Source organism: Piscinibacter gummiphilus (assembly GCF_002116905.1).
Lineage (GTDB): Bacteria > Pseudomonadota > Gammaproteobacteria > Burkholderiales > Burkholderiaceae_C > Rhizobacter > Rhizobacter gummiphilus.
Genome location: NZ_CP015118.1, coordinates 5,269,957 through 5,288,972, shown reverse-complemented (window position 1 = coordinate 5,288,972; position 19,016 = coordinate 5,269,957). Strand labels below are relative to the sequence as shown.

Here is a 19,016-nt window from a genome sequence, read left to right as displayed (position 1 = left end):
TTACTCGATGATGAACAGCGGCTGACCGAACTCGACGGCCTGGCCGTTCTCGCACATCACCTTCGTGACCGTGCCGGACTTGTCGGCTTCGATCTCGTTCATGATCTTCATGGCTTCGATGATGCAGATGGCCTGGCCTTCCTTGACCACGGTGCCCACTTCCACGAAGGGCTTCGCGCCCGGGCTGGCCGCGCCATAGAACGTGCCGACCATCGGCGACTTGACCGTGTGGCCGGCGGGTTCGGCCGGGGCTGCGGCGACGGCCGGCGCGGCGGCGGCAACCGCGGGAGCGGCCACCGGTGCGGGCACGGCAGCCTGCTGGACCACCGGGGCTGCGGTCATCACCACGGCCGCGTTCGGGTCCGCCTTCACGATGCGCACCTTGCCATCCGCTTCGGTGATCTCGAGTTCAGAGATGTTCGACTCCGACACGAGGTCGATCAGGGTCTTCAGTTTGCGCAGGTCCATGAGTTCTCCAACTGCAGTCTTTGTTCGAGGAGGCCGGGTGTCGCCGCGGGGCGCGGTCGCACCGGCTTGTAAGGGTCTGGTGAGAGCCGGTCAGGCAGGGCGGCTGGCGAGGTCGCGTTCGATCGCGTGACCCAGTGCCAGGCGGTAGCCCTTGTGTCCGAGGCCGACGATGATGCCGTCGGCCAGGTCGGAAAAGTACGAATGATGCCGGAACGGTTCGCGGCGGTGCACGTTCGACAGGTGCACTTCGATGAACGGGATCGCCACGCCCGCCAGCGCGTCGCGCAGCGCGACACTGGTGTGGGTGTAGGCGGCGGGGTTGATCACGATGAACGTGGTGCCGTCGGTGCGAGCGGCCTGCACGCGGTCGACGAGGGCGCCTTCGTGGTTGCTCTGGAAGGTTTTCACCTCCACTCCGGCATCCGCGCCCAATTTCGTCAATTCGGCATTGATCTGTTCCAAAGTCACCGACCCATACACCGTCGGCTCGCGGGTGCCGAGCAGGTTGAGGTTGGGGCCGTGAAGAACGAGAACTGCCATTGCGTCAGCGCCGTGGAATTTGCGAAGGCTGAACTTTACGCGCTTTAGGCGCTTTTGGCCGCAATTCTTGAAATTCTTGTCGGACAGGGCTTACGCGTTCACCCGTTTGGCCCAATCGGCCAGGTTTTCTTCGGTCAAGGCTCCGAGTTTGCGGTCCACCACCCGGCCCTCGCGGTCGAACACCACGCTGAAGGGCAACCCGCCGTTGGCGTTGCCGAGCGATCGCGACAGTTCGACCCCTTCCATGCCCGCGAGCCCGATCTTGAACCCGATCGACCGCGCGGCGAGGAATTCTCTCACGGGAGTGGGCCCGTCGACTGCCAGGCCCACCACTTGCCATCCGGCGGCCGCCTGCGCGCGCTGGAACGCGTCCAGCATCGGCATCTCCTTGACGCACGGCGCGCACCAGGTGGCCCAGAAGTTGAGCAGCAGCGGCTTGCCCTGGAGGGACGACATCGGCAGCGTGCCGCCAGCCGGCGCGTCGAACTGCATGCGCCAGAGCGCGGCTTCCGGGCCGGGGGCGGAGGGGCGCTGCTGCCACCAGGCGAGGCCGGCGCCCGCGCCGACGGCGGCCACGGCCGCGCCGCTGATCAGGAGGTGTCGTCGGTTCATGGGGTGGGCGGGGTGTCCTGGAGGAGGCGGCGCAGGGCCGGCAGGTCGCCGCGTTCGGTGCGGCCCTGGGTGTCGGCCTTCAGCGCGCCCCGCAGGTCGTCGAAGTCGAGGATGCTCAGGTGGAGCGTGACCAGCTCGCCGAGTTCCGCGTTCGGCACCGCGAAGCTCAGCACGTCGATCGGGCGGTTGCGGGGACCGTCGACGCTGCCGACGTCGAACTCGACGCGGCGGTCCAGCAGGAAGATCTCCGCTTCCTTCGAGTCGTCGCAGAAGAGTTGCAGGTGGATGCTGTTGAGCCGGGTGGCGGTGCCGCGCCAGACGGCGCCGGTCAGGTGGGGCCGGAAGGCCTGCAGCCGTTCCATCCAGGTGGCCGCGGTCTCGCGCAGCGCGCGCAGCTCGGCGGGCTGGGTGTCGGCGCAGAAGAGGGCCAGGTACGCGCGCACCTCGTCTTCCACCAGGTCGTTGTCGGGCAGTTCGGCCGGGCGCACGGAAGCGCGGCCCAGCACACGGGCGGCCCGGCGTTTCGCGGGCCCGTACTCCATGCCTTCCTCGACGATCAGCCGCGCGGCGGCGCTCGCCAGTTCGGCGGTCAGGGTGGATGCCATCGCGGGATTCTAGCGACGGGCGCCGGCCGTTCGGGCCTCAGGGCAACTCGACCGCCCCCATCCGCGCCTGGATCGTCGCCGCCCGCCCGAGCACGTACGGCGAGCCCGGGCGCTTCTCGAAGCGCTTGGGCGCCGGCAGCATCACCGCCAGCCGGGCGGCCTGGTAGGTGCCGAGGGCGGAGGCCGGGACGCGGAAGTAGTGCCGGGCGGCCGCTTCGGCTCCGAACACCCCTTCGCCCCATTCGACGTTGTTCAAATAGATCTCGAGGATGCGCTGCTTCGACAGCACCGCCTCCAGCATGAAGGTGATGACGATCTCCTGCCCCTTGCGGGCGAGGCTGCGCTCGCCGGCGAGGAACAGGTTCTTCGCGAGCTGCTGGGTGATGGTGGAGCCGCCGATCACCTTCGGCTCGGCCCGGCGGGCCGGCGTCGCGGCGGGCTTCTTCGCCTGCTTCTGTTCCTCGCGCAGGTTGAGCTTGTCGGCGCGGGCCTCGGCCTTCTGGTTCTTCTCCCAGGCCTTCTCGAGCGCATCCCAGTCCACGCCGCCGTGGTCGGTGAACGTGGCGTCCTCGGACGCGATCACCGCCCGCTTCAGGTGGTGGGAGATGCGCTCGTCGGGCACCCACTCCTGGGCCCAGGCGATCTGGCCCTGCTCGGTGAGCAGCCGCCACATCTCGGAACGCTGGAACGTGGTGGACTGCGGGTCGACCACGGCCATCAGGGCGATGCGCGCCGCGAAGAACAGCTGCAGCGCCAGCAGGGACACCACCAGCAGCCCCACGAGGCGGCCGAACGATCTCACTTCGCGTCGACCTTCTCGCGCAGCGCCTTCAGCACGGGCGCCGTGTCGGGCCGGATCCCGCGCCACACGAAAAAGGCCTCGCCGGCCTGCTCGACCAGCATGCCGATGCCGTCGCGCCCCACGGCGCCGAAGGACGTGGCCCAGTCGATGAACCCGCGGGCCGCCGGGCCGTACATCATGTCGAGGGCCAGCGTGCCGGGCTTGAGCACGGCGGACGACACGGGGATGCCGGCGCCGGCCATGCTGGACGCACTGGCGTTGATCACCACGTCGAAGGCGGTGCCCGGTTCGTCGAGACCCCGCGCCACGAGGTGCGTGCCGCTCGCCGCGGCCACCGCGGCATGGCGGTCGACCAGGGTCTGGGCCTTCGCCACGGTGCGGTTGGCCAGCACGAGTTCGGCCGGGCCGGCCTGCAGCAGCGGGCCGAGCGCGCCCGACGACGCGCCACCGGCGCCCACCAGCAGCACGCGCTTGCCCGCGAGCGGGATGCCGGCGTTGCGTTCGATGTCGCGCACGAGGCCGATGCCGTCGGTGTTGTCGGCGTACCAGCCGTCGGTGTCGAACCGCAGCACGTTGGCGGCTTCGGCGAGCGCCGCGCGTTCGCTCGTGCGCTTCGCCATCGCGAAGGCGTCGAACTTGAACGGCACGGTGATGTTGCAGCCCGAGCCGCCGCCGTCGGCGAAGGCCTGGATCGTGGGCGCGAACGCGTCGAGCGGGCACAGCAGCCGGTCGTAGGCGACGGGCTGGCCGGTCTGTTCGGCGAAGCGGGCGTGGATGAACGGCGACTGGCTGTGTTCGACCGGGTTGCCGGCGATGACGTAGCGGAACATGGCGGGGTCAGGGAAAGTGGGTTACTGCTGCTGCGGGGCGCTCAGCGTGGTCTCGAGGCCGTCCTCGCGGCTGAAGCGGAAGCGCGACGTGATGACGAGCTGGTCGGCACCCCGGCGCATCGCGGTGGTGAACGACCCGAACGGTGCGGCCGCCTGCACGATGGCGATGGCGCGTTTGTCGAGCAGCGCGTTCTTCGAGGGGCGCACCACCTCGGTCTCGACGACCTGGCCGCGGTAGTCGACCGTGATCATCATGGTCAGGTCGCCGTAGAGGCGCTTGCCGTTCTGCTCGGGGAAGTTGCGCGTGCCGCGCTCCTCGATCTTGCGGCGCAGCTGGTCGTAATAGAGGGCGTAGACCTCCTCGCGCGTGCTCGGGCTGATGAAGCGCCGCTTCGGGCGGGCGTTCTCGGCGTTGATGCGCTTCTCGATCTCGGCCACCATCTCCAGGCGCTGGCGGCGCTGCTCTTCCTTCGCGCGCTCCTGCGGGTCGCCGCGGTCGCGCTTCGGGTCGGGCGGCGGCAGCGACGCGAGTTCGCGCCGCAGCTGGGCCAGCAACTGCTGCTGGGCCTCCTGCAGCTCCTCGATCTGCTTGCGGCTGTCCTGGTGGGCGTCGCCGATCTCGGTGAACGACTCCGACGGCAGCGGCGACGTGGCCCGTCCCGCGGCCGACTCGCCCCCGCCCGCCAGGTTCGCCTGCGCGATGGCCTGGGCCTTCACGGGCGCCTCGTTCGACCGGGCGTTCACGAGGATCACCTCCAGCGGGGTGTCCTCGAAGAACCGGTTGAACCCTTCGGGGTCCACCAGGCGCACGGTGAGCAGCACGGCGTGCACGCTCACCGAGATGCCGATCGCGACGGTCAGGGCCGAGACTTTTTTCAGCATGGTTCAGGGAGTGGGGGCGGCGGGCGCCGGGGAGTCCTCGGCGCCATTGTCGCCTTGGACGTCGATGGCCAGCGTCAGCGGGCCGGCGGACACGTCTTCCAGTTCGCTGTCCTCCACCGCCGCGTCGTCGTCGGTCGTGGACGGGTCGTCGATGCGGGCGAGCACGCTCGCCTGCACGTCGAGGGTCAGCAGGTCGGTGCCGTTGACCTTCACGCGAACGCGGGCGCCGCGGGGCAGGCGTTCGGCACCGATGGCCTTGAACACGAGCGGCAGCGTGTCGGCGCGCACGAGGCCGTCCTTCATGACCGCCGCGTCGAGTTCGTCGAGGCCGTTCTGGGCGAGGTAGCGCAGCGTCCAGTAGCGTTCGATGCCGTTCTGGAAGCCGTTGTACGCGGTGTAGGCCTCGTCGAAGCCGGAGATGATGGAGAACAGCGCCGCGTCCTTCGGCTTGAACGCCGCGGCCAGCAGCGCGGTGCGGCCGTGGCGGGCGCACGCGATGATCTGCCACTGGTTCACGAGGTCGACGTAGCGGCGCAGCGGCGACGTGGCCCAGGTGTACTGCGCCACGCCCATGCCGGCGTGCGGTGCGGCTTTCGTGCTCATGCGCACCTTCACGCCCGGGGCCATGCTGGCCTGGCTGCGGTAGATGCCCGGCACGCCCAGCTCGTTGAGCCAGCCGCCCCACGTGCTGTTCGCGAGGATCATGGCCTCGGCCACGATCAGGTCGAGCGGCGAGCCGCGCGTGCGGGTGCTGATGGCCACCGTCTCGTCGCCCTTCGGTTCGGCGCCGGCGTTGCCGTCGAGGCGGAAGTTGTAGTCGGGGCGGTTGAAGTTCTCGGGCTTGCCGCGGGCGACTTCACGGCCGGCCTTCAGGTGCTGGGCGAGGCGGTAGGCGAAGGCCAGCTCGGGCGCGAAGCCGTAGCCGGCCGGCGCGGCGCCGGTCAGCGTGGCCTCGGTGATCACGGTGTCGAGCTGGTCGTGGCGCAGGTTCGCCGCGATGGGCACCTGCTCGAGCTTCGTCTCGAAGCCCTGGACGGCGAGCGTGGCCTCGTCGAAGGTCACGTACAGCGAGACGGCCGGGCAGTCGCGGCCTTCCTGCAGCGTGTAGGCCTGCACCACCTCGTCCGGCAGCATGGTCAGCTTGTAGCCGGGCATGTAGACGGTGGACAGGCGGTCGCGGGCGACCTTGTCGAGCGGGGTCTCGGGCCCGAAGGCCAGGCCCGGCGCGGCGATGTGCACGCCGAACACGACGGTGCCGGAGCCGAGGCCCTGCACGGAGAGCGCGTCGTCGATCTCGGTGGTCTGCGAGTCGTCGATCGAGAACGCCTGGACGGGCGCGAGCGGCAGTGTGTCCTTGATGGCCGGGGCCTGCAGCGCCGGGAAGCCGGTGCCCTTCGGGAAGTTCTCGAACAGGAAGCGGCGCCAGTGGAACTGGTACGGCGAGTCGATGGCCCCGGCGGCGGTCAGGAGGTCGAGCGGCGCGCGGTGGGCGCGGCGCGAGGCTTCGACCACGGCCTTGTACTCGGACGCGTTCTTGTCGGGCTTGAACAGGATCTTGTAGAGCTGCTCGCGCACGGGCGCGGGGCACTGGCCGGCGATCAGCTCGTCGGCCCACGCCTCGATCTGGGCGGCCTGCTGCTTCTTGCGCTCGATGCCCAGCAGCGCGGCCTTGACGATCTCTTCCGGAGCCTTCTTGAAGAGGCCCTTGCCGGCACGCCGGAAGTAGTGCGGTGCCTCGAACAGGCGGAACAGGGCGGCGGCCTGCTGCGTGGGGCCGGCGCCGGCGTCGAAGTAGTCGCGGGCGAGGTCGGCGAAGCCGAATTCCTCGTCGGGGGCGAATTCCCAGGCCAGGTCGAGATCGATGTCCGCGGCCAGGCGCTGCCCTTCGGCGAGCAGCTCGGCCGGGGCGGGTTTCTCGAACTTGAGCAGCACGTTGGCTGCCTTCACCTTCACGCGTTTGCCGGAGTCGAGTTCCACCTGGGCGGACGTGTCCGTCTCCGACATCACGCGGCCGGCGAGGAACTTCCCGGCGTCATCGAACAGTGCATACATGAAGGGGATTGTCGCCTGAACGGCGCCCGGTTCGTTCAGTCCCTGCCAGGAACCAGCCCGAGGAAACGCAGCACGTGTGGCAGGTGCTCGTCGAAGTCGGTGAGGCCGTGGTCGCTGCCTTCCACGATGCGCAGGTGCGCGCCGCGGTAGCGCTCGCTCATCTCGCGCCAGTCGAGCACCTCGTCGCCGGTGGCGATCACGGCGAAGTAACGAGATGGAACAGCGAGGGCGCCCGGGGTCATCGCCCGGAGTTCGTCGACGTATTCCTCCCGGAAGAAGAACGTGTCGTCGCTGTGCCACTGCGTGGTCTCGCCGATGTGGCGCGCGAGGTCGCGGGCCGGGTCCACCGCCGGGTTCAGCACGACGGTGGGGCAGCCGATCCGCTCGCCCAGCACCGTGGCGTAGAACCCGCCGAGCGAGCTGCCGACGATGCCCATGCGGTCGCGTGGCCAGCCGGCGATGCCCTGCAGCAGTTGGTCGACGGCCTCGCGCGGCGACGGCGGCAGCTGCGGGCACCACCAGGTGACCTTCGGCGCACGCGACGCGACCCAGGCGGCCATCTGCTTCGCCTTCGCGGACTGCGGCGACGAACGGAACCCGTGCAGGTACAGCAGGTGGGTGACCGGGGGGGAGGCTTGCGGCATACGGCACAGTCTAGCAACGGGGCGGCTGAACTCCGGTCCGGAGCGGGCCTCTACACTCGCTTGGCCAGCCGCCCCAACCGATCTCCAGGACCCTTCGTGAACTTCGTGCACCTCGCCGTCCCCCGTCGTTTCGCCCTGCTGCCGCTGGCGGCCCTCGTGCTGTCCGGGTGCGCCACGGTCGCGCCGCCGGGCGCACCGGCTGCGGCGGCCCCCGCGGCCGCACCCGTGGCCCCCCGGTTCGCCACGGCGACGCCGTCGTTGCCCCAGGCCCCGGCCTCGGGGGCCTCCGCGCCCACCGCGCGCCCCGATCCCGCGGCGCCGCGCCCGTTCGACGACGTCGTCAAGGGCGCCACGCGCCAGGCCGGGTTCCTGTCGCTGTGGCGCAAGGACGAGAAGCTCTGGCTCGAGGTGCCCGTCGACCTGCTCGACAAGCCGTTCCTCTTCTCCACCAACGTCTCGCATTCCGTGGGCGAGCGCGGCCTGTACGCGGCCCAGATGGGGACCTCGTGGCTCGCGAGCTTCCGCCGCATCGGCGCCACGCAGCTCCAGCTCGTCGCGCTGAACACCGACTTCGTCGCCACCAACCCGCAGATGAAGCTCGTGGTGGAGCAGGGCTTCTCGAACAGCCTGCTGGCCTCGGCCACGATCGCGAGTGCCCCGCATCCCGAACGCAAGTCGGTGCTGGTCGACGCGGCCTTCCTGCTCGCCGACCTCCCGGGCTACGCCACGCGCATCGACACCGCGTACCGCCTGCCGTACACGCTCGACCGCGGCAACTCGTTCTTCGAGAAGACCCGCGCCACCGACGACCTCGCGACCGTCGCCGTGCGCCTGCACTACGGCATGGCCCGGATGCCCGCGCCGCCGCTGGTGCCGGTCCCCACCGCCGTGCCGCCGCCCACCGCGTTGCCCGATCCGCGCAGCCTCTTCGTGGGCCACGTCTACAGCTTCACGAAGCTGCCCGAGCAGCCGATGGTGCCGCGCCGCGCCGACCCGCGCCTCGGCCACTTCACCGACCCGTACACCGACTTCAGCAACGACCTGCGCTACAACGCGCGTGTCCACCACATCGCGCGCTGGCGCCTGGAGAAGGCCGACCCGGCGGCCGAGCTGTCGCCGCCGAAGGAGCCCATCGTCTACTGGCTCGACAAGAACATCCCGCTGCGCTACCGCAAGTCGGTGGAGGCGGGCGTGCTCGAGTGGAACAAGGCCTTCGAGAAGATCGGCTTCCGCGACGCGATCGTCGTGCGCCAGCAGCAGGACGGCGACGACTTCGACACGCTCGACGCCCGCCACGCGTCCATCCGCTGGTTCGTGGGCCGCGATGCCGGCATGGCCGTGGGGCCGCACCAGTCCGACCCGCGCACCGGCGAGATCATCGACGCCGACATCGCGATGAGCGACGTCTTCGGCCGCAGCGCGCGGCGCGTGCTGGTCGAGGACATCGGCGCGGCCCCGGTGGCACACGACCACGGCCACGAGGCCGCCTGCGACTACGCCCAGGAGGCCCGCGCCGAGATGGACTTCGCGCTCGACCTGCTCGAGGCGCGCGGCGACCTCGCACCCGACGGCCCCGAGGCCGAGGCGCTGGTGCAGTCCGTCATCAAGGACACCATCACCCACGAGGTGGGCCACACGCTCGGGCTGAAGCACAACTTCAAGGCGTCCACCGTGGTCACGCGCTCGCAGCTGCGCGACGCGGCGTTCACCGAGTCGCACGGGCTCTCGGGCTCGGTGATGGACTACAACGCCTACAACCTGCCGCTGGCCGGCGAGCGGCCCAGCACGCTGAACAACACCACGCTCGGGCCGTACGACTACTGGGCCATCGAGTACGCGTACAAGCCCGTCGCGCCGGCCGACGAAGCCGCCGAACTCGGGCGCATCGCCGCCCGCAGCGGCACCGACCCGCTGCTCGCGTACGCCGACGACGTCGAGGCCTCGAACGACGGGGTCGACCCGCTCGTCAACCGCTTCGACCTGGGCGACGACCCGCTCGCCTACTACCGCCGCCGGCTCGAACTCTCGCGCGAGCTGTGGCAGCGGGTGCAGGCCCGGCCGCAGCAACCCGGCGACGACCTCACCCGAGCGCGCCGCGTGCTGCTGAGCGGCTTCCGCCAGTTGCAGGCGAGCACCACGCTCGTCGGCAAGTACGTGGGCGGCATGAACACCACGCGCGAGCTGCCCGGCACCGGCACCCGGCCCACCTACGTGCCGGTGGACCCGGCCAAGCAGCGCGACGCGCTGCGCTTCCTGACGCAGGGCATCTTCAGCGCCGACAGCTTCCGCTTCCAGCCGCGGTTCCTCGCGAGCCTCGCGCCCGACTACAACGAATGGGAGCGCACGGGGCCGGTGAGCATCCCGGGCTCGGTGCTGTCGGTGCAGACCATCGCGCTCGACCGCCTGATGAGCGCCGGCACCGCCACGCGCGTGCTGGAGTTGCCGCTGTACGTGGAGCCGGCGAAGCGCAAGGGCATCATCTCGCTCGCCGAGGTGTACGGCACGCTGCAGGACGCGGTGTGGAGCGAACTCAAGACCGGCCGCGAGATCGACGGCCTGCGCCGCAACCTGCAGCGCGAGCACTTGAAGCGCGTGCAGGCGCTGCTGGTCCGCGGTGGCCCGCTGCCACCCGACGCGCTGAGCCTCGTGCGGTACCGTGCCACCGAGCTGCAGGCGTCGCTGCGCACCGCGGCGGCGCGGCCGGGTCTGTCGATCGAGTCCCGCGCCCACCTGCAGGACAGCCTGGGCCTGCTGACCGAGGCGCTCAAGGCCTCGATGACGCGGACCTGACGCCGTGGACCTCGTCCCCTGGTCCCATGCGCCGGGCAGCGGTGCCCCCGCGTTGCGCGGCTGGCGTTCGCCGCCCTCGGGCAAACCCGTGCTCCACTTCCTGCACGGCAACGGCCTGTGCGGGCGCACGTACGACCCCATGCTGGCGAGGCTCGCCGAGCATTTCGACCTGTGGCTGTGCGACCTGCAGGGCCATGGCGACAGCGACCCCGGTGAACACTTCGCCGGCTGGAACCGCAACGCCCTGGCGGCGCTGGCCGCGTTCCAGGCACACCGCGCGCTGTACGGCGGCGTGCCGGTGCATGCGGCCGGCCACAGCTTCGGCGGTGTGCTGACCGTGCTGATCGCCGCGCTGCCGGGGCAACCGTTCGAGCGGCTGGTGCTGCTCGACCCCGTGCTGTTCCCGCCCGCGATGCTGGCGATGCTCAAGGGCATGGAGGCACTGGGCCTGTCCCGCCACAACCCGCTCGCCAAGGGCGCGGCCCGGCGCCGCGCGCAGTGGCCGGACCGCGAGGCCGCCTTCGAGGCGCTGCACGGGCGCGGTGCCTACAAGACGTGGACCGACGATGCGCTGCGGGCCTTCGTGGCCCACGGCCTGCGCGACGACGCGGGCGAGGTGGCGCTCAAGTGCGCGCCGTGGCTCGAGGCCGAGATCTTCTCGTCGTCGCCGGCCCGGTTGTGGCCGTCGGTGAAGGCCATCGCGAAGCCCACGCTGCTGCTGCACGGAGAGCGGAGCTTCCCGTTCGTGGCGCGGGCGGCGCGCCGTGCGGGCCGGGTGAACCGCCACGTGCGCGCGATGCAGGTGCCGGGCGGGCACTGCTTCATGCAGGAGGACCCGGCGAACGCCGGGGACCTCGTGCGGGGCTTCCTGCTCGGCTGAGGCGCGACGTCAGGCGAGCGCCGCGAGCAGCTTGCCGTGGATGCCGCCGAAGCCGCCGTTGCTCATGCACAGCACGTGGTCGCCCGGCCGCGCTTCCTTGCGCACGGCCGCGACCAGCGCGTCGATGGTGTCGGCCACGATGGCCTTGTCGCCCATGGGCGCGAGCGCCTCGCGCGCGTCCCAGCCGAGGTTGCCCTGGTGGCAGAACGACAGGTCGGCTTCTTCCAGCGACCACGGCAGCATGGCCTTCATGGTGCCGAGCTTCATCGTGTTGGAGCGGGGCTCGAACACGGCGAGGATGCGCTGGCTGTCGCCCACCTTGCGGCGCAGGCCGTTGATGGTGGTGCGGATGGCGGTGGGGTGGTGGGCGAAGTCGTCGTAGACCTTCACGCCACCGGCCTCGCCGCTCAGTTCCAGGCGACGGCGCACGTTCTGGAAGGTGGCCAGGGCCTTGCCGGCGACCTCGGGGTCCACGCCCACGTGTTCGGCCGCGGCGATGGCCGCCAGCGCGTTGAGCTGGTTGTGTTCGCCGAGCAGCGGCCAGTCGACGCGGGCGATCTTCAGGCTGCCGCGCAGCACGTCGAAGGCATGGGGTTCGCCGCGGGCGCGCAGCGCGCCGGGCGTTTCCTTGCGCACGCCGAACCGCACCACCTCGCTCCAGCAGCCGCGCTCCAGCACGCGCTGCAGCGATTCCTCGCGCGCGTTCACGACGAGGCGGCCCGAGGCCGGCACGGTGCGCACCAGGTGGTGGAACTGGGTCTCGATGGCGGCCAGGTCCGGGAAGATGTCGGCGTGGTCGAACTCGAGGTTGTTCAGGATGGCCGTGCGCGGCCGGTAGTGCACGAACTTGCTGCGCTTGTCGAAGAAGGCCGTGTCGTACTCGTCGGCCTCGATGACGAACGGGCTGCCGCCGCCCAGGCGCGCGGACACGCCGAAGTTCTGCGGCACGCCCCCCACCAGGAAGCCGTTGTCCAGGCCGGCCTGGTCGAGGATCCACGCGAGCATCGACGTGGTGGTGGTCTTGCCGTGCGTGCCGGCGACGGCCAGCACGTGGCGGCCGCGCAGCACGTTGTCGGCGAGCCACTGCGGGCCGCTGGTGTACGCGAGGTTGGCGTCGAGGATGGCTTCCATCAAAGGGTTGCCTCGCGAGACGACGTTGCCGATCACGAACAGGTCGGGTGCGAGCTTCACCTGGTCGGCATCGAAGCCTTCGATCAGGTCGATGCCGAGCGCGCGGAGCTGGTCGCTCATGGGCGGGTAGACGCCCGCGTCGCAGCCGGTCACGCGGTGGCCGGCTTCGCGCGCGAGGGCGGCCAGGCCGCCCATGAAGGTGCCGCAGATGCCTAGGATGTGGATGTGCATGGGGGTGTATCGGTGGCGCCGCGCGGGCGGCGCGGTGGCCTTCAGCGAAGCACGATCCGGGCCGCGGCCACGGTGTCGTCGATGTCCCGGGCGGTGTGCGCCGCGCTGACGAAGCCGGCCTCGTACAGCGCCGGGGCGAGGTACACGCCGCGGTCGAGCAGGCCGTGGAAGAAGGTGTTGAAGCGTTCCTTGTCGGTCGCCATCACCGTGGGGTAGTTCTGCGGCAGGCCTTCGCCGGCCTTCGTGAAGAAGAAGCCGAACATGCCGCCTTCGCAGTCGCCCACCATCGGCACGCCGTTGTCGCGCGCGGCGCCCAGCAGGCCGTCGAGCAGCGTGCGGGTGCGGGCCGCCAGGTCCTCGAAGAAGCCGGGCTTCTGGATTTCCTTCAGCGTGGCGAGGCCGCAGGCGGTGGCCACCGGGTTGCCCGACAGCGTGCCGGCCTGGTAGACGGGGCCGAGCGGCGCGAGCTGTTCCATCACCGCGCGGCGCGCGCCGAACGCGGCCAGCGGCATGCCGCCGCCGATCACCTTGCCGAACACGCTGATGTCGGGCGCGAAGCCCGGCAGCGCCTTGGCGTAGATCCCCTGCGCGCTGCCGAGGCCCACGCGGAAACCGGTCATGACCTCGTCGAACACGAGCAGCGCGCCGTGCTGGTCGCACAGTTCACGCACGCGCTTCATGAACGGCACGCTCGCGCGCACGAAGTTCATGTTGCCGGCGATGGGTTCGATCACCACGCAGGCGATCTGGCTGCCGTCGCGTGCGAAGGCTTCCTCGATCTGGCCGATGTGGTTGTACTCGAGCACGAGCGTGTGCTGCACCACCTCGGGCGGCACGCCGGCGCTGGTGGGGTGGCCGAACGTGGCGAGGCCGGAGCCGGCCTTCACGAGCAGCGAGTCGGCGTGGCCGTGGTAGCAGCCCTCGAACTTGATGATCTTCGGGCGGCCGGTGGCGCCGCGCGCGAGGCGCAGCGCGCTCATGCAGGCTTCGGTGCCCGAGCTGACCAGGCGCACCTGATCCATCGTGGGCACGAGCTTCAGGATTTCCTCGGCGAGTTCGATCTCGCGTTCGGTGGGGGCGCCGAACGAGAAGCCCTCGAGCACGGCCTTCTGCACCGCCTCGACCACCGCGGGGTGGCCGTGGCCGAGGATCATCGGGCCCCAGGAGCCGATGTAGTCGATGTAGCGCCGGCCCTCGGCGTCGATCATGTACGCACCCTCGGCGCGCTGGATGAACCGCGGTGTGCCGCCCACGGCGCGGAAGGCGCGCACGGGCGAGTTCACACCGCCGGGGATCACCCGGCGGGCACGTTCGAAGAGGGAGTCGTTGGTCAGGGTCGAGCGGGGCTCAGTGGACATGCCGCGGGTCCTTGGGCAGGTTGTCGTCGTCGGCCGCGCCCGTGTCGGCCGCCGGGCCGCCGTCGCCTTCCTCCTCCTCGCCCGGGGGCAGGGCCCAGAAGAAGCGGTCGGGGATGACGTTGCCCATGCCGGGGCGGAAGCCCGCGTCGAGCGACTGGTCGAGGAACGCGAGCGCCTCGCCGACGGCGGCGTGCAGCTCGGCCCCCGAGGCCAGCAGGGCGGCGAGCGAGGCGGCCAGCGTGTCGCCGGCGCCCACGAAGCTCACCTCGAAGCGTTCGAACTTCTCGCCGGTGATGGCGCCCTGGGGCGAGGCCAGCACGTTGTCGAGGAACTGGTCGGGCAGGGGCACGCTGCTCACGAGCACGAAGCGCGTGCCGTGTTCGGCGGCGGCCACCGCGAGTTCGCGCGGCGAGGCCGGGCGGTCGTTGTTCCACTCGGGCAGCAGGAAGTCGGTGAGGGTCTGGTGGCTGCCCACGAGCACCTCGGCCTGCGGCAGCACCAGCTCGCGGTAGGCGTCGAGGTAGGCCGCCTGGTCGTCTTCCTCGACCCAGGACAGGTTGGGCATGTAGGCCACGAGCGGCACGTCCGGGTAGTCGGAGAGCACCTCGGCCACGGCGCTGACACCCTCCGCGGATCCCAGGAACCCCACCTTCCAGGCGGAGATGGTGACATCCTCCAGGATGCTGCGGGCCTGTTCGACGACCACGTCGGCGTCGATCACGCTGTGGTCGAACACCTCGGCGGTGTCGCGCAGCACGATGGCGGTGACCACGGGCAGCGCATGGGCGCCCATGGCGGCGATGGTGGCGATGTCCCCCGCGAGGCCGCCGGCCCCGCTGGGATCGGTGGCGTTGAAGGTCATCACGCAGGCCGGCCCCACGCCTTCCTGGGAGGGGTCGTTGGGGTCGGACACGGGAGCGTCAGCGGTCATGGAAAGGCTTCCGTCAGATGGAGCGAAGGGAGTGACCGGGATCGCCGGGAACTTCTAGACAAACGTGAGGAATGTGGCGTATGTACCTAAAAACCATCGCATTTTTGGCATTTTGCGTGGCTACAATCTTTCCTCATTGTAGTGAGCTTGGTAAAGAATAACGTGAGTAAAGACGCGACCACGATGCGGACCTGGATGTGCCTGATCTGCGGCTGGATCTATGACGAAGCCACGGGCGACCCCGATCACGACATCGCGCCCGGCACCCCCTGGGACCAGGTCCCCATGAACTGGACCTGTCCGGAGTGTGGCGCCCGCAAGGAAGATTTCGAGATGGTCCAGATCTGACGATCTGGCCTGGACCGTCTCACCCGAACACACCGGTGGCCCGGAAAAGTAGTTGGCAGCCACGCGAACGAGGCACAGAGGAGATTCCCGGTGAGCAATGAAGCCGCAGCAGGCATCAAGGTGCTGGTCATCGACGACAGCAACACCATCCGGCGCAGCGCCGACATCTTCCTGAAGCAGGGCGGCTACGACGTCCTGCTCGCCGAGGATGGTTTCGACGCGCTCGCGAAGGTCAACGACCTGCACCCCGACCTGATCTTCTGCGACATCCTGATGCCGCGCCTGGACGGGTACCAGACCTGCGCGATCATCAAGCGCAACCCCACCTTCTCCGGCGTGCCGGTGATCATGCTGTCCTCGAAGGACGGCCTGTTCGACAAGGCGCGCGGGCGCATGGTGGGCGCCGAGGCCTACCTCACCAAGCCTTTCACGAAAGACCAGTTGCTTCAGGCCGTCGAGCAGTACCGGCTGAAGGCCTGACACAACGCACGGGACCGGGCCGCGAGGCCTTGTCCCCATGAGGCGCGGTGACCCCGCGCCGCCAGATGGAGAACGATATGCCGATCAAGAAGATCCTGTTGGTTGACGACTCGAAGACGGAACTGCACTTCCTGTCCGACCTGCTGACGAAGCGCGGTTTTTCCGTGCGCACCGCCGAGGACGGCGAGGACGCCATGCGCCGTCTCGCCGAGGAAAAGCCCGACCTGATCCTGATGGACGTGGTGATGCCCGGCCAGAACGGCTTCCAGCTCACGCGCGCCATCACCCGCGACGCCCGGTTCACCGACGTGCCCGTGATCATGTGCACCAGCAAGAACCAGGAAACCGACCGCGTGTGGGGCATGCGCCAGGGCGCACGCGACTACATCGTCAAGCCCGTCGATGCCGACGAATTGATGGCCAAGATCAAGGCCTTCGACTGAACCGGTCATTCACAATGACCCCCTTCTCGTTCCAGAGGCAGGTGTGAATGGCCAATAAGGAAGCACTGCGCGAGCTACAGACCCGCCTGGCCGACCGGCTGCGGGCAGCTCGAACGCAAGAGCGTGGCAAATCGTGGTTGGCCGTCGAAAGCGGCGGCCACGGTTTTCTGTTTCCGCTGCAGGAAGCCGGTGAGATCTTCCCGTTCGGTCCCACCGTGCCCGTGCCGTACACGAGCCGCTGGTTCCTCGGTGTCGCCAACCTGCGGGGTCGCCTGCACGGCGTGGTCGACCTGGCGGGCTTCCTCGGCATCCGCGGGAACGAGGCCGGCCGCGACCAGAGCTGGTTCGTGGCCTTCAACACCACGCTGAACATCAATTCCGCGGTGCTCGTGGACCGGCTCGCCGGCCTGCGCAGCGCGGAGCAGCTCACGCTGCAGGCCGACGACGGTCAAGCCCGCCCTTCCTTCGTCGGTGGTCACTACCGCGACGAAGGCAATCGGCTGTGGCGAGAACTCAACCTCGCGGCGCTCGCCAACGAAGCGGCATTTCTGAGAATCGCGGGCTGACGCGCCACAAGCGCACAACCCATCCTGACAGTGTGTTAGTGGTACCGAGATAAGACGGAACGAGGAACTTATGGGCTTCCTGGACAAAATCAAAGGCAAGGGCAAGGGGCGGGACGAGGACGGAGGCAACTCCGATCTGCCGCTCAATGACGTGATCGCACTCGACGTGCCCATGCACGAAGAAACGCGGCCGGCCGCTGAACCGCGCTCCGCCGCGGCCACGGCCCAGATGGACTCCTCGATCATCACCGAGGCGGCGCCGTCCGAGATCGCCGACTTCGCCGACACGCGCATGCCGTCGGCCGACGGCGTCAGCGGCTCCGGCACCGGCCTGCCCATCATCGGCGACCAGCCGGTGGGCACGCAGCAGCGGGTGCTCGTCGCGATGGTGCTGGTGGGCCTCGCCGGCCTGCTGATCACCGCCACGGCGTCCATCTTCTCCGCCACCAAGGGCGCGGCCCAGGTGGGTGCTTCCGGCCAGGCGCTGATGCAGTCGCAGCGTCTCGCGAAGTCGGTGTCGCAGGCCCTGATCGGCTCCGCGTCCGCCTTCCCGGAAGTGAAGGAATCCACCGAGGTGCTGGCGCGCAACGTGCGCGGCCTGGCCACCGGTGACGGCGAACTGAGCGCCGCACCGGCCTCGGTCCAGACCGAACTCGCGCCGCTGCTCCCGCTCGTCGACGCCGCCGAAAAGAACGCGAAGACCGTGCTGGGCCAGCAGCAGATCCTGACGCAGGTGGGTCAGGCGCTCCGCGCCATCAACCGCCAGTCGTCCGACCTGCTCGAAATCGCCGAAACGGTGTCGTCGCTGAAGCTGCAGCAGGACGCCTCCTCCGCTGAAATCTCCGCCGTGGGCCAGCTCGTGATGCTGACCCAGCGCATCGGCAAGTCCGCCAACGAATTCCTGACGATGGAAGGCGTGAGCCCCGAAGCCGTGTTCCTGCTCGGCAAGGACTTGAACTCGTTCAAGGAAATCGCCGACGGCCTGCTGACCGGCAACCAGGAACTGCGCCTGCCGGGTACGAAGGAACCGCAGACCAAGGAGCGCCTCACCGCGCTGCTCGCCCTGTACGAAGAGACCCGTGTTCAAGCCGGCTCCATTCTGGGCAACCTGCAGGGCCTGGTGTCCGCTCGTGAAGCGCAAGCCGCCATCATCAAGGACAGCGAACCGCTGCGCATCGGCCTCGAGAAGGTCCAGTCCGGCCTCGGCGACGAAACCGGCTTCTCCACCAGCACGCTGATCCTGCTGCTGCTGTCGGCCGCCGTGCTGGCCGCCGGCGGTGCCGGCCTCGTGCAACTCTCGCTGCGCGACCAGCGCCAACGTGCCGCCCTCGCCGAAACGCAACGACTCGAAGCCGAACGCCAGGAACAGGAAGCCAAGCGCGTCAACGACGCGAACCAGGCCGCCATTCTGCGATTGATGAACGAACTGCAGACGGTTGCTGAAGGTGACCTGACGCAACAAGCCACCGTGACGGAAGACATCACGGGCGCCATCGCCGACTCGGTGAACTACACGGTGGAAGAACTGCGTACCCTGGTGTCGCAGGTGCAGGGCACGGTGGGTCGGGTGACCGAAACCACGCAGCAGGTGGAAGCCACGTCGACCGAACTGCTCGCCGCCTCCGACGAGCAGCTCCGCGAGATTCGCGAAACCGGCGAGTCGGTGCTCCAGATGGCGAACCGAATCAACGACGTGTCCGCGCAAGCCCAGCAGACCGCCCAGGTGGCCCGTCAATCGCTGCAGGCCGCTGAATCCGGTCTGACCGCGGTGCAGAACACCATCGGCGGTATGAACTCCATCCGCGACCACATCCAGGAAACCTCCAAGCGCATCAAGCGTCTGGGCGAATCCTCGCAGGAGATCGGTGAAATCACCGAACTGATCTCGGACATTACGGAACAGACGAACGTGCTGGCACTGAACGCCGCCATCCAGGCGGCCTCCGCCGGTGAAGCCGGCCGAGGCTTCTCGGTGGTTGCGGAAGAAGTGCAACGACTCGCTGAACGCTCCGGCGACGCAACGCGCCAGATCGCGGCGCTGGTGAAGACCATTCAGACCGACACCCAGGACGCGGTGGGCGCCATGGAACGCTCCACGCAAGGGGTGGTGGAAGGTACCCGGCTGTCTGACGCGGCCGGTAGCGCACTGGGTGACATCGACCGCGTGTCGCGCCAGCTCGCCGACCTGATCGGACAGATTTCCAACCAGGCGCTCCGCGAAGCCGAATCGGCGAACGTGGTGGCCGCGAACATCCAGCACATCTTCGCGGTGACGGAGCAGACCGGTGAAGGTACCCGGTCCACCGCCCAGATGGTGCGCGAGCTGTCCCGTACCGCTGAAGAACTGAAGCAATCGGTTGCACGGTTCAAGATCGACTGACCGGAGAATCCCGCGGCCATGAACCCATGCGCCGCGGACTGAT

At 69.3% G+C, this 19,016-nt stretch carries 19 protein-coding genes; 7 read left to right on the top strand and 12 right to left on the bottom strand.

Annotated elements, in window-relative coordinates; all coding sequences use genetic code 11:
• From accB to A4W93_RS24130, 9 genes are all read right to left on the bottom strand, one after another.
• The gene (gene accB / locus A4W93_RS24170) at window positions 1–468 is read right to left on the bottom strand and encodes an acetyl-CoA carboxylase biotin carboxyl carrier protein (RefSeq protein WP_085753042.1); all 468 of its coding nucleotides are present in this window, start codon (window positions 466–468) and stop codon (window positions 1–3) included.
• A 90-nt stretch (window positions 469–558) separates the two neighbouring features.
• Entirely contained in the window at window positions 559–1,008 is a 450-nt protein-coding gene (gene aroQ / locus A4W93_RS24165) for a type II 3-dehydroquinate dehydratase (protein WP_085753041.1), read from the bottom strand.
• 90 nt (window positions 1,009–1,098) lie between these two features.
• A complete protein-coding gene (locus A4W93_RS24160; RefSeq protein ID WP_085753040.1) occupies window positions 1,099–1,620 on the bottom strand; it encodes a TlpA disulfide reductase family protein in 522 nt (173 codons plus the stop codon).
• A complete protein-coding gene (locus A4W93_RS24155) occupies window positions 1,617–2,225 on the bottom strand; it encodes a hypothetical protein (RefSeq protein ID WP_085753039.1) in 609 nt (202 codons plus the stop codon). Before A4W93_RS24155 ends, A4W93_RS24160 begins: the two co-directional genes overlap by 4 nt.
• A 37-nt stretch (window positions 2,226–2,262) precedes the next feature.
• Window positions 2,263–3,027, bottom strand: coding sequence for a transglycosylase domain-containing protein (locus tag A4W93_RS24150; protein WP_085753038.1), 765 nt, complete (start codon window positions 3,025–3,027; stop codon window positions 2,263–2,265).
• Complete coding sequence (gene aroE, locus A4W93_RS24145) at window positions 3,024–3,857, bottom strand: shikimate dehydrogenase (protein WP_085753037.1); 834 nt, start codon at window positions 3,855–3,857, stop codon at window positions 3,024–3,026. The genes A4W93_RS24150 and aroE overlap by 4 nt, the downstream gene beginning before the upstream one ends.
• A 21-nt stretch (window positions 3,858–3,878) precedes the next feature.
• Window positions 3,879–4,739, bottom strand: a complete 861-nt coding sequence (locus tag A4W93_RS24140; RefSeq protein ID WP_174694895.1) for an energy transducer TonB — start codon at window positions 4,737–4,739, stop codon at window positions 3,879–3,881.
• Window positions 4,740–4,742: 3 nt separating this feature from the next.
• Window positions 4,743–6,791, bottom strand: coding sequence for a ribonuclease catalytic domain-containing protein (locus A4W93_RS24135; protein ID WP_085753036.1), 2,049 nt, complete (start codon window positions 6,789–6,791; stop codon window positions 4,743–4,745).
• 35 nt (window positions 6,792–6,826) lie between these two features.
• Window positions 6,827–7,435, bottom strand: a complete 609-nt coding sequence (locus tag A4W93_RS24130; protein ID WP_085753035.1) for a YqiA/YcfP family alpha/beta fold hydrolase — start codon at window positions 7,433–7,435, stop codon at window positions 6,827–6,829.
• A gap of 96 nt (window positions 7,436–7,531) precedes the next feature.
• On the opposite strand from A4W93_RS24130, the gene A4W93_RS24125 reads away from it, so the two are divergent.
• Window positions 7,532–10,225 carry a zinc-dependent metalloprotease gene (locus A4W93_RS24125; RefSeq protein WP_169726584.1) on the top strand — a complete coding sequence of 898 codons (2,694 nt, stop codon included), beginning with the start codon at window positions 7,532–7,534 and terminating at the stop codon, window positions 10,223–10,225.
• A gap of 4 nt (window positions 10,226–10,229) precedes the next feature.
• Window positions 10,230–11,105, top strand: coding sequence for an alpha/beta fold hydrolase (locus A4W93_RS24120; protein ID WP_085753034.1), 876 nt, complete (start codon window positions 10,230–10,232; stop codon window positions 11,103–11,105).
• 9 nt (window positions 11,106–11,114) lie between these two features.
• Here A4W93_RS24120 and mpl read toward each other — a convergent pair whose 3' ends face one another.
• From mpl to thiD, 3 genes are read right to left on the bottom strand one after another with little or no spacing between them, the layout of a single operon-like run.
• Complete coding sequence (gene mpl / locus A4W93_RS24115; RefSeq protein ID WP_085753033.1) at window positions 11,115–12,467, bottom strand: UDP-N-acetylmuramate:L-alanyl-gamma-D-glutamyl-meso-diaminopimelate ligase; 1,353 nt, start codon at window positions 12,465–12,467, stop codon at window positions 11,115–11,117.
• A gap of 41 nt (window positions 12,468–12,508) precedes the next feature.
• Window positions 12,509–13,825, bottom strand: a complete 1,317-nt coding sequence (gene hemL, locus A4W93_RS24110; protein ID WP_085753032.1) for a glutamate-1-semialdehyde 2,1-aminomutase — start codon at window positions 13,823–13,825, stop codon at window positions 12,509–12,511.
• The gene (thiD, locus tag A4W93_RS24105; RefSeq protein ID WP_085753031.1) at window positions 13,815–14,756 is read right to left on the bottom strand and encodes a bifunctional hydroxymethylpyrimidine kinase/phosphomethylpyrimidine kinase; all 942 of its coding nucleotides are present in this window, start codon (window positions 14,754–14,756) and stop codon (window positions 13,815–13,817) included. The genes hemL and thiD overlap by 11 nt, the downstream gene beginning before the upstream one ends.
• 183 nt (window positions 14,757–14,939) lie before the next feature.
• Between thiD and A4W93_RS24100 the strand changes: the two genes are divergently transcribed.
• From A4W93_RS24100 to A4W93_RS24080, 5 genes are all read left to right on the top strand, one after another.
• Window positions 14,940–15,104, top strand: a complete 165-nt coding sequence (locus A4W93_RS24100) for a rubredoxin (protein WP_085753030.1) — start codon at window positions 14,940–14,942, stop codon at window positions 15,102–15,104.
• Between the two features lie 90 nt (window positions 15,105–15,194).
• The gene (locus tag A4W93_RS24095) at window positions 15,195–15,584 is read left to right on the top strand and encodes a response regulator (protein WP_085753029.1); all 390 of its coding nucleotides are present in this window, start codon (window positions 15,195–15,197) and stop codon (window positions 15,582–15,584) included.
• Between the two features lie 77 nt (window positions 15,585–15,661).
• On the top strand, window positions 15,662–16,027 hold the full coding sequence (locus tag A4W93_RS24090) for a response regulator transcription factor (RefSeq protein WP_056665926.1): 366 nt from the start codon (window positions 15,662–15,664) through the stop codon (window positions 16,025–16,027).
• Between the two features lie 47 nt (window positions 16,028–16,074).
• Window positions 16,075–16,593: a chemotaxis protein CheW gene (locus tag A4W93_RS24085; protein WP_085753028.1), complete on the top strand. Its 519-nt coding sequence runs from the start codon at window positions 16,075–16,077 to the stop codon at window positions 16,591–16,593.
• 70 nt (window positions 16,594–16,663) lie between these two features.
• The gene (locus A4W93_RS24080) at window positions 16,664–18,973 is read left to right on the top strand and encodes a methyl-accepting chemotaxis protein (protein ID WP_085753027.1); all 2,310 of its coding nucleotides are present in this window, start codon (window positions 16,664–16,666) and stop codon (window positions 18,971–18,973) included.
• Window positions 18,974–19,016: the final 43 nt, after the last annotated feature.